Source organism: Streptosporangium sp. LJ11, assembly GCF_051918945.1.
Taxonomy (GTDB): Bacteria; Actinomycetota; Actinomycetes; order Streptosporangiales; family Streptosporangiaceae; genus Streptosporangium.
Genome location: NZ_JBPXMB010000011.1, coordinates 37,352 through 52,780 on the forward strand (window position 1 = coordinate 37,352; position 15,429 = coordinate 52,780).

13 protein-coding genes are annotated in these 15,429 nt (G+C 70.0%); 10 read left to right on the forward strand and 3 right to left on the reverse strand.

Translation table 11 applies throughout. The features are described from left to right. Positions 1 to 247 precede the first annotated feature (247 nt). From ACTOQ3_RS17660 to ACTOQ3_RS17680, 5 genes are read left to right on the forward strand one after another with little or no spacing between them, the layout of a single operon-like run. The gene (locus ACTOQ3_RS17660; RefSeq protein ID WP_440084472.1) at positions 248 to 1,342 is read left to right on the forward strand and encodes an acyl-CoA dehydrogenase family protein; all 1,095 of its coding nucleotides are present in this window, start codon (positions 248 to 250) and stop codon (positions 1,340 to 1,342) included. Further along, positions 1,342 to 2,496 (forward strand): acyl-CoA dehydrogenase family protein, encoded by a 1,155-nt coding sequence (locus ACTOQ3_RS17665; protein WP_440084473.1) that lies wholly within the window; start codon positions 1,342 to 1,344, stop codon positions 2,494 to 2,496. The genes ACTOQ3_RS17660 and ACTOQ3_RS17665 overlap by 1 nt, the downstream gene beginning before the upstream one ends. Further along, positions 2,493 to 3,554 carry a bifunctional MaoC family dehydratase N-terminal/OB-fold nucleic acid binding domain-containing protein gene (locus ACTOQ3_RS17670; protein WP_440084474.1) on the forward strand — a complete coding sequence of 354 codons (1,062 nt, stop codon included), beginning with the start codon at positions 2,493 to 2,495 and terminating at the stop codon, positions 3,552 to 3,554. Before ACTOQ3_RS17665 ends, ACTOQ3_RS17670 begins: the two co-directional genes overlap by 4 nt. Further along, positions 3,554 to 3,964 (forward strand): MaoC/PaaZ C-terminal domain-containing protein, encoded by a 411-nt coding sequence (locus ACTOQ3_RS17675; RefSeq protein WP_440069281.1) that lies wholly within the window; start codon positions 3,554 to 3,556, stop codon positions 3,962 to 3,964. Before ACTOQ3_RS17670 ends, ACTOQ3_RS17675 begins: the two co-directional genes overlap by 1 nt. Before the next feature lie 52 nt (positions 3,965 to 4,016). Beyond that, positions 4,017 to 5,189 (forward strand): lipid-transfer protein, encoded by a 1,173-nt coding sequence (locus ACTOQ3_RS17680; protein ID WP_440084475.1) that lies wholly within the window; start codon positions 4,017 to 4,019, stop codon positions 5,187 to 5,189. Between the two features lie 188 nt (positions 5,190 to 5,377). On the opposite strand, the gene ACTOQ3_RS17685 is transcribed toward ACTOQ3_RS17680, so the two are convergent. After that, positions 5,378 to 6,475 (reverse strand): glycoside hydrolase family 19 protein, encoded by a 1,098-nt coding sequence (locus tag ACTOQ3_RS17685; RefSeq protein ID WP_440084476.1) that lies wholly within the window; start codon positions 6,473 to 6,475, stop codon positions 5,378 to 5,380. 481 nt (positions 6,476 to 6,956) lie between these two features. Between ACTOQ3_RS17685 and ACTOQ3_RS17690 the strand changes: the two genes are divergently transcribed. Further along, on the forward strand, positions 6,957 to 7,940 hold the full coding sequence (locus ACTOQ3_RS17690) for a helix-turn-helix domain-containing protein (protein WP_440084477.1): 984 nt from the start codon (positions 6,957 to 6,959) through the stop codon (positions 7,938 to 7,940). Between the two features lie 64 nt (positions 7,941 to 8,004). On the opposite strand, the gene ACTOQ3_RS17695 is transcribed toward ACTOQ3_RS17690, so the two are convergent. Continuing rightward, positions 8,005 to 10,095, reverse strand: coding sequence for an RNA polymerase sigma factor (locus tag ACTOQ3_RS17695; protein ID WP_440084478.1), 2,091 nt, complete (start codon positions 10,093 to 10,095; stop codon positions 8,005 to 8,007). A gap of 301 nt (positions 10,096 to 10,396) precedes the next feature. On the opposite strand from ACTOQ3_RS17695, the gene ACTOQ3_RS17700 reads away from it, so the two are divergent. From ACTOQ3_RS17700 to ACTOQ3_RS17715, 4 genes are all read left to right on the forward strand, one after another. After that, positions 10,397 to 11,668, forward strand: a complete 1,272-nt coding sequence (locus ACTOQ3_RS17700) for an ABC transporter ATP-binding protein (RefSeq protein ID WP_440084479.1) — start codon at positions 10,397 to 10,399, stop codon at positions 11,666 to 11,668. Then, positions 11,661 to 12,323, forward strand: coding sequence for an ABC transporter permease (locus tag ACTOQ3_RS17705; protein ID WP_440084480.1), 663 nt, complete (start codon positions 11,661 to 11,663; stop codon positions 12,321 to 12,323). The genes ACTOQ3_RS17700 and ACTOQ3_RS17705 overlap by 8 nt, the downstream gene beginning before the upstream one ends. 67 nt (positions 12,324 to 12,390) lie before the next feature. Beyond that, positions 12,391 to 13,062, forward strand: coding sequence for an ABC transporter permease (locus ACTOQ3_RS17710; protein ID WP_440084481.1), 672 nt, complete (start codon positions 12,391 to 12,393; stop codon positions 13,060 to 13,062). Positions 13,063 to 13,097: 35 nt separating this feature from the next. Beyond that, positions 13,098 to 14,021 (forward strand): glycine betaine ABC transporter substrate-binding protein, encoded by a 924-nt coding sequence (locus tag ACTOQ3_RS17715; RefSeq protein WP_440084482.1) that lies wholly within the window; start codon positions 13,098 to 13,100, stop codon positions 14,019 to 14,021. A 774-nt stretch (positions 14,022 to 14,795) separates the two neighbouring features. On the opposite strand, the gene ACTOQ3_RS17720 is transcribed toward ACTOQ3_RS17715, so the two are convergent. Next, positions 14,796 to 15,317 (reverse strand): hypothetical protein, encoded by a 522-nt coding sequence (locus ACTOQ3_RS17720; RefSeq protein ID WP_440084483.1) that lies wholly within the window; start codon positions 15,315 to 15,317, stop codon positions 14,796 to 14,798. Between the last annotated feature and the right edge of the window lie 112 nt (positions 15,318 to 15,429).

Here is a 15,429-nt window from a genome sequence, read left to right on the forward strand (position 1 = left end):
TCCGGTCCGGTGCGGGATGACCGGCGTATCGGTGGTCACATGCGAGGTGCGCATGAGAACACGTTATCTGATTTCAGGATACTCCGATGGGTTACTCGCCAGTCACAAAGATGCCCCACGCTTACATGGCATATGCGGTGCGGCGGTTATTCGGTGACTTATTGCGATTAGCTGGCTCTGGACACAGAATAGAATCTGTTCTACTTTCCGGAAGGGCGAAGCGGCCGACAGAAACCCTGGAGCGCCAGTGGACTTCAATCTCGACGAGACACAGACCGATCTGCGCAAACTCGCGGTCGACCTCCTCGGCAAGGAGGTGACCTCGAGCAGGCTCGAAGCCCACGAGAAGAGCGGCGCGTCCTACGACACCGCCCTGTGGCGCTCCCTCGCCGGGGCCGGGCTGCTCGGTGCCGTCCTGCCCGAGGAGGCCGGAGGCGCGGGACTCGGACCGGTGGAGATGGCGGTCGTCCTGCGGGAGATCGGCGCCCACGTGGCACCGGTCCCCGCCGAGCAGAGCCTGGTCGCGGCGCAGGTGATCACCAGGTACGGCTCCCGGGAGCAGCGCGAGGCACTGGCCCCGCTGGCCGACGGCGAGATCTCACTGGCCGTGGCCCCCTCCGAGCCGGGCCGTGACTTCGGCGACCTCGCCGCCCCGCCGGTCACGACCGCCCGCAGGGACGGCGCCGGATGGGTGCTGGACGGCGCCAAGGGCACCACGCCCTACGCCGCCCAGGCGGCGAGGGTCCTGGTTCCCGCCGCGACCGCCGCCGGGGTCGGCCTGTTCCTGGTGGACCCGGCCCGGGCGGGCCTGCGGCCGGTGCCGACCTCCACCGGCGAACCCGCCGCCGCGCTCGCCCTGGAGGCCACCCCGGGCGAGCTCGTCGGGGCCGAGGACGGTACGGCGGCCGACGGCCTGCGCAGGCTGGCACTGGCCGGGAACATCGCCGTCACCTCCGGCGTGCTGGCCGGGGCGCTGGCGCTCACCACCGAGTACATCAGGACGCGCAAGCAGTTCGGCCGGGCGCTGGCCGAGTTCCAGGCGGTCACCGTGCAGATCGCCGACGTCTACATCGCCGGGCGGGCCCTGGACGTGGCCGTGTGGTCCGGAGCGTGGCGGCTGGCCGAGGGCGCGGACGAGGAGGCCGAAGCGGACCTGGCCGTCGGCGCCCTGACCGCGACCGACCAGGCGCTGCGGGCGCTCTACACCTGCCAGCACCTGCACGGCGGAATCGGCGTGGACGTGACCTACCCGTTGCACCGCTACTTCGCCTGGGGCAAGCACCACGCCCACCTGCTGGGCGGGGTGGAAGCCCGGCTCGACACGATCGGAGCGCTCGTCTGATGCTGATCGACCTGACTCCCGACCAGAAGAGGCTCCGCGACGAGCTGCGCGAGTACTTCCAGTCCTGTCTCACCGCCGAGGGACGCGCGCGGATCTCCACCGACCCGTTCGGTCAGGCCTACATGGAGCACTGCCGTACCCTCGGCCGCGACGGCAAGCTCGGGCTCGGCTGGCCCAAGGAGTACGGCGGCGGCGGGTACGGCCCGCTGGAACAGCAGATCTTCGCCAACGAGATCGCCCGCGCCGAGGTGCCGTACCCGATCATCACCGTGCAGACCGTCGGCCCGACCCTCATGCAGTACGGGACGGCGGCGCAGAAGGAGTTCTTCCTGCCGCAGATCCTGGCCGGGGAGTGCCACTTCGCGATCGGCTACAGCGAGCCCGGGGCGGGCACCGACCTGGCGGCCCTGCGCACCACCGCGGTCCGCGACGGCGACCACTACGTCGTCAACGGGCAGAAGATCTTCACCTCGGGTGGCCACTACTCCCAGTACATCTGGCTCGCCGCCCGCACCGACCCGGACGCGAAGAAGCACCGGGGGATCACGATGATGATCGTCGACTGCTCCGACCCCGGCTACTCGTGGACCCCGATCATCACGATGGACGGGAACCACCACACCAACTCCACCTACTACTCCGACGTACGGGTGCCGGTGGACATGGTCGTGGGGGAGGAGAACAAGGGCTGGGACCTGATCGTCAACCAGCTCAACCACGAGCGGGTCACGCTCGGCCCGGCGGGCAACCTCGCCCACACCTACGACCGGTTCCTGGCCTGGGCCCGTCGCACCGGCACGATCGAGGAGCCCGCGGTCCGCAGGGCGCTCGGCCAGGTCTACGCCTACTTCCGGACCAACGAACTGCTGAACTGGCAGGTCGCGGCCAACATGGACCTCGGCTGGCTGGGCGCCCCCGACGCCTCGGCCACCAAGGTGTACGGCTCCGAGCGGCTGCAGGACGTCGGCAGGATCGTCGGCGAGGTCCTGGCCCGCTTCGGCGACCCGTCGGACCCGGACACCGCGGACCTGATGCGGCGCGTCGACCGCGGTGCCAAGGGCGGGCTGGTGCTCACCTTCGGCGGCGGGGTCAACGAGGTCCAGCGCGAGCTCATCGCCATGCTCGGCCTGAGCCTGCCGAGGCCGCCCCGATGACCGAGACCCCTCCGACGGACCCGACCACCCAGACGAACCCGACCTCCGCGACGAATCCGACCCCCGCGACGGCGGAGCCCGCCTCCCTGCACGAACGGCTCACCGCCCTGGCCGAGCGGCAGATCGCCGAGGGCGAGGTGCTCGGCGTCGCGGAGGCGGACCCGGTGAACCTCCCGATGATCCGGCACTGGACCGACGCCATGGGCGACGCCAACCCGCTCTACACCGACCCCGAGGCCGCCGCCGCCGGGGTGCACGGGGGGATCGTGGCCCCACCGGCGATGATCCAGGTCTGGACCATGCCCGGCGTGGACGGGAGCAGGAGGAAGCGGCCGGGCACGCCGGTCGACGCCGTGCTCGCGACGCTGGACGGCAACGGCTACACCGGCGTGGTCGCCACCAACTGCGAGCAGACCTACCACCGCTACGTGAGGCTCGGCGAGTCCCTGGTTCCGGCCACCCGGCTGACCGGTATCACCGGGCCGAAGCGGACCGCGCTCGGTGAGGGCTACTTCGTCACCTGGAACGTCACCTGGTACGCCGGCGGCGAGGCCGTGGCCGACATGCTGTTCCGGGTACTGAAGTTCCTGCCCGGGGAGCGGGCCGGGGGACCGGGCGGGGACGCGACCACGGCGCGCGGGGACGCGTCCCCGCGCACGCCGTACCCGCTGAGACCCGCGATCAACGCCGACACCGCCTTCTTCTGGGAGGGGGTCGCCGCGGGCGAGCTGCGGATCCAGAAGTGCGCCGACTGCGGCGAGCTTCGCCACCCGCCGGGACCGGTCTGCCCCTCGTGCCGCTCCGCCGCTCGCACGTTCGTGACGGCGAGCGGCGAGGGCGAGGTGTACAGCTACGTCGTCCACCACAACCCGCCGGTTCCGGGACACCGGACACCTTTCGTGGTCGCCGTGGTGGAACTGCCGGAAGGTGTGCGGATCGTGGGCAACGTGGTGGACTGCGACGCTTCGCGGGTGGGTATCGGTATGCCGGTGCGCCTGACGTACCGCCGAATGGACGACGAGCTGATCCTGCCCATGTGGGTCCCCCTGGAGGCGTGATGCGGACACTTACCGACGACGAGGTGCGGGTCGGAGCTCCGCTTCCCGAGCTCGCGATCGATCTGAGCCCCACCGTGGTCGTGTCGACCGCGCTCGCGACCATGGACTTCACCCCCGTCCACCACGACGTCGAGGGCGCGAGGGCGCAGGGGTCGAAGGACATCTTCCTCAACATCCTGACCACCATGGGTCTCGTCGAGCGCTACGTCACCGACTGGGCCGGACCCGAGGCGATCATCCGCGGCATCAACGTCAAGCTCGGCGTCCCCGCGTACGCGGGCGACAGGCTGGCCTTCACCGGCAGCGTGGTCGCCTGCGAGGACGGCGAGTTCACCGTCGAGGTCCGCGGCGGGGTCAGCCTCGGCGACCACGTCTCGGGCACCGTCAGGTTCGCCCTCCCCTCCCGCTGACCGCGCCCCAGCGGCGGCGAGAAGGCGGAAACACAGAAAGGCCCCCACCACCGTGGTCTCCTTCTCCGGGAGCACGGCCGTCGCCGGGATCGGCGCGACCGAGTTCTCCAAGCAGTCGGGCAGGTCCGAGCTCCAGCTGGCGGCCGAGGCGGTGTTCGCGGCGCTCGACGACGCGGGTCTCGCGCCCTCGGACGTGGACGGCCTCGTCACCTACACCCAGGACGCCAACCAGGAGATCGCCGTGGCCCGCGAGGTGGGCATCGGCGACCTGTCGTTCTTCTCCCGCGTCCACTACGGCGGCGGCGCGGCGTGCGGGACCGTGCTGCACGCGGCGATGGCCGTCGCCACCGGGGTCGCCGAGACCGTGGTCTGCTACCGGGCGTTCAACGAGCGCTCGGGGAACAGGTTCGGCCAGCCCGACGCCCGCATCGGCGGCGAGCCCTCGTCCCAGGGGCTGGAGATGAGCTGGCACGTGCCGTACGGGCTGATGACCCCCGCCGCCTGGGTCGCCATGTTCGCCCGGCGCTACATGCACGCGTACGGGGCCACCTCCGAGGACTTCGGGCGGGTGGCGGTCGCGATGCGCAGGCACGCCTCCACCAACCCGGCCGCGTGGTTCCACGGTCGCCCGATCACCCTGGAGGAGCACCAGGCGTCCAAGTGGATCGTGGAGCCGCTGCACCTGCTCGACTGCTGCCAGGAGAGCGACGGCGCGGTGGCGCTGGTGGTCACCTCCGCCGAGCGGGCCAGGAACCTGCGCAGGTCACCCGCCGTGATCACCGCCGCCGCCCAGGGGGCGGGCGCCGACCAGATGATGATGACCAGCTACTACCGCGACGACATGACCGGCCTGCCGGAGATGGGGGTGGTCGGCCGCCAGCTCTGGAAGCAGTCGGGACTCGGACCCTCGGACGTGCAGACGGCCATCCTGTACGACCACTTCACCCCGTTCGTCCTCACCCAGCTGGAGGAGCTGGGCTTCTGCGGGCGCGGCGAGGCCCGCGACTACGTGGCCGGGGGCGGCATCGAGATCGACGGCCGTCTCCCGGTCAACCCGCACGGCGGCCAGCTGGGGGAGGCGTACATCCACGGCATGAACGGCATCGCCGAGGCCGTCAGGCAGATCAGGGGCACCTCGGCCAACCAGGTGGCCGGGGTGCGGAACGTGCTGGTCACCGCCGGCACGGGTGTGCCGACCAGCGGGCTGGTCCTGTCGTCGGAGTGACCCGGTGCCCCGCGGGACGGTCCGGGGCCGTGCGGCCGGCGCGAAGGCGTCCAGGTGGGGTCGCCCGTGTGAGCCGCCGCCTCATGGGTTCGCGCGTCCCGGGGGACGGTCCGCGGGGCCGCGCGCCCGGGGTGGAGGCCGGGCGCGCGGCGGCCGTCGAATGACCGGCCGTCCGGTCGTCCGGCGGCTCAGCAGCTCAGGTTGCCGCCGGGGGTGGTGCCGAGGATCTGCACGAAGCGCTGGTAGGCGTTGATCCGGCTCTGCACCTGCGCGGGGTTCCTGCCGTTGCACTCCAGGCTGCCGTTGATGCTGCGGATCGTCTCGCCGAAGCCACGGCTGTTGACCATCGCGTCGTGCGGCGTCATGGTGCCGGGGCCGTTCTGGGTGTTCCAGTACCACAGGGCGGTCTTCCAGGCCACCGCCGCGTCGTTCTGGACCAGGTACGGGTTGCCGAGCAGGTTGATGCCGAGCGCGTCGCCCGCCGCCTTGTAGTTGAAGTTCCAGCTCAGCTGGATCGGGCCGCGCCCGTAGTAGGCCGCCTGGCCCGCGGGGCAGCCGTACGGCTGGCTCGCGTCGCAGTAGTGCGGATAGTTCGCGGTGTTCTGCTCCACGACGTGGACCAGGCCGCCGGTCTCGTGGTTGACGTTGGCGAGGAAGGCGGCCGCCTCCTGCCTCCTGACGGTGTCACTGCCGGTCTTCGCGAAGCCCGGGTAGGCGCTCAGCGCCGCGGTCAGGCCGCTGTAGGTGTAGAACGAGTTCCGGCTCGGGAACATCTGGTTGAACTGGGCCTCGCTCACGACGAAGCCCGAGGTGGGCGGGTTCGTGGGGGGAGGCGTCGTGCCGCCGCAGGTGTACGGCTCCCAGTACCAGGTGCTGATCACCGGGTCGTAGCCGGGGTTCTCGTTCTTGGCTCGGTAGAACCGGCCGTCGGTGTACTTGACGATGCTCCCGGCGGGATACCAGGTGCCCGCCGCCCAGTTCGGGTGGCTGCAGCTGCCCGGGGGAGGCGTCGTGCCGCCGCCGCATGCGCCCTGGTCCGCCCACACGTCGGCGGTGCCGGGGGCCTCGTTCTGGGTCCACCACTTCGCCGACCAGTTGCGGCCGTTGTGGGAGGCGGTCATGCCGTTGGTGTAGACCGCCGAGGAGTTCCACGGGGTCACGCAGGCCGCCGCGGCGGCGGAGGACGCTAAGGACGCCGAGGACGCCGAGGCCATCGGCAGGGCGACCGCGAGCACGCCCGTGACCGTCAGGGCGGCGAGGGCGGCCATGATGCGCTGTCTCAACACTTGATCACTCCTTCGTGCGGTGGGGGCCGCAGAGGTTCGAGATTCCGTGCTACCGGGGCGCGAGTGGCTCGCGCGAGAGGCTTGCAAATCCAGTCAGGGCGAGTAAGGACGGCAGGCTCCGCATTACCGGTTCCGTTGCGGGTTCCGGACGGTGTGAGACGTCCGGGCGGCCGGACCTGCGGGTGACGACGGATCGTGTCATCGAGGTTCGCGCAGCTCCTGGTCGGTTCGAACGGTTCACCAGGGGCCACGAAGGCTCCCGCCTTAACTTTCTCTTAAGAAAGTTTCCTAAGAGTTGCCGTGATACTAGCCTTGACAGATCGTTGTCACAACCCCGATCGCCCTCGATTTCCACCGTCGCGGGGGTGGTGCGTTCCACGCCCGATATGACCCACGCCCGGTTAATTCACAATGGCGATATAAGTCCGGTTAGACGGTGAATGTAACTTTCGCTGGCGTTTCGGATGTCATCATGTGCGTCATGTTGGAATCCCTCGGACTCGATCCCGTGGAGGAGCGCGTCTACCGGTTCCTGGTCACCACCGCCGAGGCGGAGGTCGCCGACCTCGTGGGGAACCTGGGTGTCGACGCCGAGACGGCCGAGACGGTGCTGGTGTCCATGCGGGTCAGGGGGCTGGTCAGGACGGTCGGTCCCGGCAGGCGGCGGTTCACGGCCGTGGCGCCGGACATCGTGCTGGGTTCACAGCTCCTCCGTCACCAGCAGGCGCTCGACTGGGCGCGGCGCGAGGTGGACCGGCTCTCCGAGGAGTACCGGGAGGGCGCCCGCCGCCGCGACGCCGGCCGATTGATCGAGGTCCTGCCGAACCGCGTCGTGCTCCGGGAGCACCTCGACCACCTGCAGGAGAACGCCCGCCACGAGGTCCTCTGCCTTCGGCAGGGCCGCGCGGTCGTGTCGCCCGCGGAGGAGAACCTCGCCGAGCCGGACGCGCTGCGCCGCGGGGTCGAGTATCGGGTGATCTACGAGGGGCCCCTGCTGGAGGAGCAGGGCATGCCGGCCAACGTGGCGTACGCGGCCAAACTGGGCGAGCAGGCCAGGGTCGCGCCCTGCCTGCCGGTGTGGCTGACGGTCGTCGACCGGGAGGTCGCCGTGATCCCGGTGGCGCGGGAGGAGGGAACCTCGGAACCGACGGCGGCGCTGGTCCGTGGCGACCAGCTGCTGGAGGCGCTGATCGCCCTCTTCGAGGGCTGCTGGGAGCGGGCGACGCCGTTGCGGATCGCCGAGGACGGTGCCGTCACCGAGGGGACGACGCCCTGCCCGCTCGGTTCCGACGACCTCTCCCTGGTCTCGTTGCTGGTCGCGGGCGTACCGGACAAGTCGATCGCCACCCGGCTGGGCGTCAGTCAGCGGACCGTGCAGCGGCGCGTCTCGCACATCATGGAACTCGCCGGCGCCCAGACCCGCATGCAGCTGGCCTGGCGCGCCGCCACCGAACGCTGGCTCTGAGCACCCGGCCACACCGGCGCGGCCGGGCGGGAGTACGGAAAGGCCCCGGGGATTCCGGGAGGGCCTACGGGGTGGACATCATCGGTACCGCGAAGAAGACGATCATGGCGATCGTCACCGCGATGACGAAGCCGATCACCTCCCAGGCCCAGTCGTGATGGGTCGCGTTCTTCATCGCCTTGTGGCTGCGTGGTGCCCGGTCCCCCCCGCGCTTGCGGGACGTCCGGCCGGAGGGGGAGGTCTCCTCGGGCGCCGGATGCGGCGCGGACGGCGCGGACGGCGCGGAGGCCAGGGGCGCCGGGGGTGCCGGGGGTGCCGGGGGTATCGCCGCGAACCCGTTCCCCGGCATGGTCGCCGCGTCGTCCAGCGGCGCGTCGTACGGCGTCAGGGTGTGGTTGGGCGGGGCGGTCCGGTCGGGGGCGTCGCCGGGCTGGTCCTCGCGCATGACCCAGCGGGGCAGACGCAACTGGGCGCGACCGGCGGGGGTGCGGAGGTGGTCGGTCCGGGGGGACCAGACAGGAAGGGCGGTCGGGGTCTCGCGGGTCCGGGCGCCGGAGGGAGGGACGTCGGCGAACCAGTCGACGGCGGAGGGCCGGACCGGATCGGCGGCCCGGGGGGCCGGGGCGGGCAGCGGGGGCTCGGGGCGTTCCGCCGGAGGCGGGGGGTTCTCCGTCCGCGTGGTCCAGACGGGGAGCGAGAGCCGGGGACGGTCGTCGGCGGCGGACGCGTGCCGCCCGGCTTCTCGCGCGGGGAAGGGCGCCGGAGCGGGCCGGTGGCGCTCGCGGTCGGCGAGGGCGTCGAGCTGGTCGGTCTGCAGGGGCCAGCCGGGAAGGGGACGCGCGTCGTCCAGCACGTCACCGAGGCCGTCGTCCAGCACGTCACCGAGGCCGTCGTCCAGCACGTCGCCGAGGTGCCCGGGGTTCCCGAGGTGCTCGGGGTTGCCGAGGGGCGGGACGACGGTGAGCGGGGTGCGGGGGGTCTCGGCGGCGGGAACGGCGGGAACGGCGGGAACGGCGGGAACAGGGCTCCGCGGCGTCTCCGCGGCCGGCGTCCCGGTGTGGTCGGCGGCCGGCGTCCCGGTGTGGTCGGCGGGCGGGGCCTCGGTGCGGGGGGCGGCGGCGACGAGCCTGTCGGTGTGGACGCGGGCCGCCCGTGCCTCCGGGGTGAGCGGGCGGAAGAAGTCCTCCCGCCCGGGGGCGTCGTCCAGCACGTCCCCGGGAATCGGGGCCGGAAGCGGTGCCGCCCGGCGCGGCCGGGGGCGCTGGAGGCGGCGGCGTGGCCGCAGGGCCGCGGTGTCCAGGGCGGTGAGCACCGAGTCGCCGAGCCTGGGCATCGGCTCCGTGGTGGCCTCGTAGGTGGAGACGGCGTCGGGATCCCGCGGTGCGAAGGGGTCGGGGAAGCGGTCCTCCGCCATATGGTCCGGCAGGTCCGGCACGGGGAAGGCCGAGGCGCCGATCGGCGGACCGGTCGGGACGCCGGTCTCCGCGAGCGGCAGCGGCCACGCGGGCGTCGTCGGCCACAGCTGCCTGATCAGCGGGGACATCGACCGTCTGGCGACCGGAACGGCGGGCGGTGCCTGGGGCCCGAGCACGGCGGCGCGAAGTCCCGCCGGGGGAGTGGCCCAGGAGGCGAGGTTGAGCACGTCGCGGACCGGGGCGACGGCGAGGGCGCCGAACACCTCCGTCATGTTCTCGGGGACCCTGGCCGAGGCCAGGGCGTAGCCCAGCGACTGGGCGAAGCGGCGGCAGGCGCTCACCGTCAGCTCGTCGGCGGTGTCGACGGCCACGTCGAGCACCCAGGACAGCTCGGAGGCGTCCATCTCGCACACGCCCGACAGGTACAGCACCTCACGCTGGTGCGTGCGCAGGTCGCCCAGGACGCGCTCGACGAGGGCCGCGACCGGGTCGAGACCGATGGCGGGGGGCGAGTAGACGATGTCGCGCAGGAAGATCTCGCGGCGGGCGAGCGCGTACAGCGCGGCGCGCGGCGGTTCGGCGTCCGAGACGCCCGAGAGGACGGCCACCAGGACGTCGGAGGCCGAGTCCGCGTTGCCCAGCTGGTCGTGGGAGTAGGCGAACAGCCCTGCTGCGTGGCGGTCATAGAGCTCGGCGATGAGTTCGACGCGCGAGCGTTGACCGAGGAGCGGTTGAGTCACTGGACCGGTTCCTCTGGTGGTTCGGCGAGCGTGGTGGAGAGTCGGAGTGGCTGTGAGGCCTGTGACGTACGGTGCCAGAGGGATCGACTCCAGCGATGTGGGTAATCATGTCAAGTCATGGGCACCTCCCGCACTACTCAATGCCCTTTTGTTGAGAAATACACTTGTGGATCTGCTTCGGAGCCGGTCCGGGAAAGCCTGGAAGACAGATCGGAGAAGTGGGGCATAGGCTGACCCGTGCGGGATCATGGGGACGGTTGGGGCAGGGGGGCCGTAACCCTGCGAAAACAAGAGGTTGCGCATGATCACATTCAACGGTGTCACCAAGCGCTACGCCGACGGGACCGTCGCCGTGGACAATCTAAGCCTCGAGGTGCCAACCGGGGAGATAACCGTCTTCGTCGGCCCCTCGGGGTGCGGTAAGACGACGTCCCTCCGCATGATCAACAGAATGATCGACGCCTCGGAGGGCCAGATCCTCCTCGACGGCGTCGACGTCAAGACCATCGACCCGCCGACACTGCGCAGGGGCATCGGCTACGTCATCCAGCAGGCGGGGCTCTTCCCGCACCGCAAGATCGTCGACAACGTGGCGACGGTGCCCCTGCTGCTCGGCTGGGACAAGAAGAAGGCCCGCGACCGGGCGATGGAGCTGCTCGAACGGGTCGGGCTCGACCTCAAGATGGCCGACCGCTATCCCTTCCAGCTCTCCGGCGGGCAGCAGCAGCGCGTCGGCGTGGCCCGCGCGCTCGCCGCCGACCCGCCCGTGCTGCTGATGGACGAGCCGTTCAGCGCGGTCGACCCGATCGTCCGCACGAGCCTGCAGGAGGAGCTCCTGCGGCTCCAGGCCGAGCTGAACAAGACCATCGTGTTCGTCACCCACGACATCGACGAGGCCGTCAAGCTCGGCGACCGGGTGGCCGTGCTCCGCGTCGGGGGCCACTTGGCCCAGCTCGACGACCCCGCGACGCTGCTGGCCCGGCCCGCCGACGACTTCGTCCGCGAGTTCCTGGGCCGCGACCGGGGCATCAGGCGGCTGTCGTTCGTCTCGGACGAGGGGGTGCGGCTCCGTGCCGACCTGCTCGCGCCCGCCTCCACCGACGCCGTCGCGGCCCGCGCCACCGGAGAGCCGTGGCTGGCCGTGACGGACGAGGACGGCCGGCCGCTGGGCTGGGCCGCCGTCAAGGACCTGCCCGAGCCGGGCACCCTCGCCGACGCGGAGCTCGCGCCGTACGGGACCTTCGTCAGCGGGCGCGACTCGCTGCGCGCCGCGCTGGACGCGACGCTGCTGTCCCCCTCGGGCCACGCCGTCGCGGTGGACGGGTCGGGCAGGGCCGTGGGCGTCGCCACCCGCGATTCACTGGACGAGGCGCTCACCAGGGTCGTGAGAGACGTCGGCGGACCGGCGCGAGGCGCCGATGTCCCGGCGGAAGGTGCCGGCGGCTCCGCGGGGGGCGGCGACGGTTCCGCGCGAGGCGCGGACGAACCCGCGGGGGGCGTTGACGGTTCCGTGGGAGCCGCCGACAGGCCCGCGCGAGGCGCCGGCGGACTCGCGGGAGGTGTCGATGGATGAGGAACCGCTGGTCCGCTGGGACTGGATCGGGCGCAACTGGCACACGATCCAGGGCCTGCTCGAGGACCACATCGTGATGGCGCTGGTGCCGATCCTGGTCGGGCTGATCATCGCGCTCCCGCTCGGGCTGGCCGGGGTGCGGTGGCGCTGGCTCTACCAGCCGACCGTCGGCGTCATGAACGTGATCTACTCGCTGCCCTCGCTGGCCGTCTTCATCGTGCTCATCCCGATCACCGGTCTCGCCACGCGGACGACCGTGATGGTCCCGCTCACCTTCTACGCCATGGCGGTGCTGATCCCCGCGGTCGTCGACGGGCTGAGCTCGGTCCCCGACCACGTGCGGCAGTCCGCGGTGGCGATGGGCTTCACGCCGCTGCGCAGGCTGCTCCAGGTCGAGCTGCCGATCGCGGTACCGGTCGTGCTGGCCGGGCTCAGGGTGGCCACGGTGGCCAGCGTCAGCCTGGTCAGCGTCGGCGCGCTGGTCGGCAGGGGCGGGCTCGGCTACCTGTTCATCGACGGCTGGCAGCGGCAGTTCTACACCCCGATCGTCGTCGGCATCGTGCTGGTCGTGGTGCTCGCGGGGGTCGCCGACCTGCTGCTGATCCTGGCGCAACGCCTGCTCACCCCGTGGTCGCGGGCAAGGGGGTCCGCGTGAACCGGATGATCGGGTCCCTGACCGTTCCCACGGACCGGCTGAGCGGGGCGCGGGCAGAGGAGGCCGTGTGAACTGGCTGATCGACTTCTTCGGTGACCCGGCCAACTGGTCGGGACCCGACGGGATCCCCAACCGGCTGCTCGAACACCTGGAGTTCGCCGGGCTCTCGCTGCTGCTCGCCATGCTGATCGCGCTACCGCTGGGGCTGCTGATCGGTCACACCGGCAGGGGCGCGATGCTCGTCATCCTCACCGCCAACGCGGCCCGCGCCCTGCCGACGCTCGGCCTGCTGGTCCTCATCGTCCTGTTCATGGGCGTCGGCACCATCCTGCCGGTGCTCATCCCGCTGGTGGCGCTGGCCGTACCGCCCATCCTGGTCAACACCTACGAGGGCGTCCGAGGGGTCGACCCCGACCTGCGCGACGCCGCGTACGGCATGGGCCTGCGCGGCGGGCAGGTCCTCGGCCGGGTGCTGGTGCCGGTCGCGCTGCCGCTGATCCTGCTGGGCCTGCGCCTGGCCGCGATCCAGGTGGTGGCGACCGCGACCGTGGCCGCCTACGTGGGCCTGGGCGGCCTCGGCCGCTTCATCATCGACGGTCTCGCGACCAAGAACTTCCCGAGCACGATCGGCGGGGCGGTCCTCGTAGCACTGCTGGCGCTTCTCGTCCAGCTCGGGTTCACCCTGGTGCAGCGCGTAACGGTCTCCCCGGGGGTGAGCGAGCGCCAGGCCATCAGATAGTTTTCCTACCCCCCGTTCTGGAAGGGAATAGCACCATGAAGCGCCTGATCAGCACCGCGGCGGTCCTCCTGTCCGCGGCGCTCACACTTACCGCGTGCGGCGGAGGAGATCCGCTCACCAGCGCCTCCCCGGCTCCGGCCGGGTCCGGGTCCGCCTCCGCGCCGGCGGCCGGTGGGAAGGTCGTCATCGGGTCGGCCAACTTCCCGGAGAACGTCCTGCTCGGCGAGATCTACTCCCAGGCCCTGGCGGCCAAGGGCGTCCAGGTCGAGGAGAAGTTCAACATCGGCAGCCGCGAGGTCCTGTACGACCAGATCAAGAGCGGCGGCCTGACCATCCTGCCGGAGTACATCGGCTCCCTGCTCGCCTTCGTCGACAACACGACCACGGCGAAGTCGAAGGACGACGTCGTCGCCGGTCTCAAGGAGAAGCTCCCCGCCGAGCTGGAGGTCCTCACCCCCGCCCCGGCCGAGGACAACAACTCGCTGACCGTCACCAAGGAGACCGCCACCAAGGACGGCCTCACCACGATCGAGGACCTGGTCAAGGTCGCCAAGAACTACTCGGTGGGCGGCCCGCCGGAGTTCCAGACCCGCCAGGAGAAGAACTTCAAGGACACCTACGGCCTGGAGTTCAAGGAGTGGAAGAAGACCGGCGACGCCACCGCCGACGCCATCAAGGACGGCACCGTCCAGGTCGGCAACGTCTTCACCACCGACCCGAAGATCATCGTCAATGACCTGGTCTCCCTCCAGGACAACAAGAGCGCCTTCGCCGCGGAGAACATCGCGCCCCTGGTCAACAAGGCCGGCGTGAACGACACCGTGAAGACGACCCTCGACGCGGTCTCCGCCAAGCTCGACACCGCCGGCCTGGTCGCGCTGATGAAGCGCGTCGCGGTCGACAAGGACGACGCCGAGATGGTCGCCAAGGACTGGCTCACCCAGAACGCCCTGCTCTAGGTTCTGGTAGCGGTCTCAACGGAAGGCGGGTGGACGTCCACCCGCCTTCCGGCGTCCCCGGGCCACTCCGCGGCCTTCCATGCGCGTCGCCGGATTCCGTCACGGGCTCACGCCTTGCCGTCCGTGAAAGCCCTTGTGAATATGCCCACGGAAGAGATGGTCTCCCTGATGGGGTCGGCGAGACCGTCGGCGTCCTGGCGCGAGCAGCGGTGTTCGGGGTGTCACACTCGGCGGCGGCGAGCCGCTGGGGAACTCGTGGGGTCGCGGTCACCGCGCCCGGCGTCGGCCCAGCCACCGAGCCACATCATGCGTTTCAGCGCGCGGAACACGTTCCCGACGACGACGCGGTGGCCTTCCCCGGCCCACTAGCATCCTTTCCGTCGCCGATAAAAATCCTGCGTCGCGGCGCGCCGCCTTCTCCGTGTACAGCAGGTCGCCGACCGGCCCGTCTACGTGGCGTTGGCGGTCATTGTCGGCGGTAAGCGCTACGTTCTCGGACCGCGGGCTGACGACATCGGTGAGGGTGCGAAGTTCTGGTTGTACGTGTTCACTGAGCCAATCTCGCAGTCCACACCGTCGATCAGTTCATCCGCTTCCTGACCAGCGCGTTCGCCGCTGAGACGGTTCTGGGCCTCCACCTGCCCCAACCCTGACTTCAGCTGCGGGCCCTGGACTTGGCCGGCATCCGCGAGACCGTGGACGGGTTTCCGCCCGCTTCGCGGCCAGACGGTTTTCAATGGATCAAATTCTCGACGAGTCGGGGTCCTATTTGTTTCATTTTCCGGAACTGTTCGTGGATTGACAATTTCCGCCATCCGGAGAAAAAGAAATTTCAAGCCAGTATGTTTTTGTGGACGGATCCTTTTCTACGTCATCGGACCAGTAGTCGAAACTGAGCTCTAGATTTGCATCAAAATCTCCAAGATCTTTTATGTAGCATGTGTCTGAAGGCCAATCTTCCTTGGATCCGAGGCGCTTGTTGACATCCTTCTTCCCGTCCCTTATTAAGCGCCATCCAGTCGCACTTGCTTCTTTTTCGTAATGAGATGAAATTGTTGCGGGTGGGCTTGTGAATCGATAGCGGCGGCCGACCTCGGCAATGCTGTTGTCGTCTTCGCAGGCCAATGATGTGTACTCTTCGGTGATCGGGAGGGTATTGGGCGGAGGGCGGTCTAGAATTTTTTCTTCTTTCGCTCGATTTGCCATCTGTTCGGTGGGGTCACTGAGGCAGTCTAATCCCGACACGTGATATGCGGCGGAGCATGCGGTTGTTGTTAACGCCAAAACAGCTGCCATCAAGCAATGTTTGAATCGCGATAACTTCTCCATTGCGACCCCTGTTTGGTGTGGTTGCGTTGACGGTTCGCTACGTACGGTCAGTGTAGCCGACGTTCAAGCTAGCAACCTG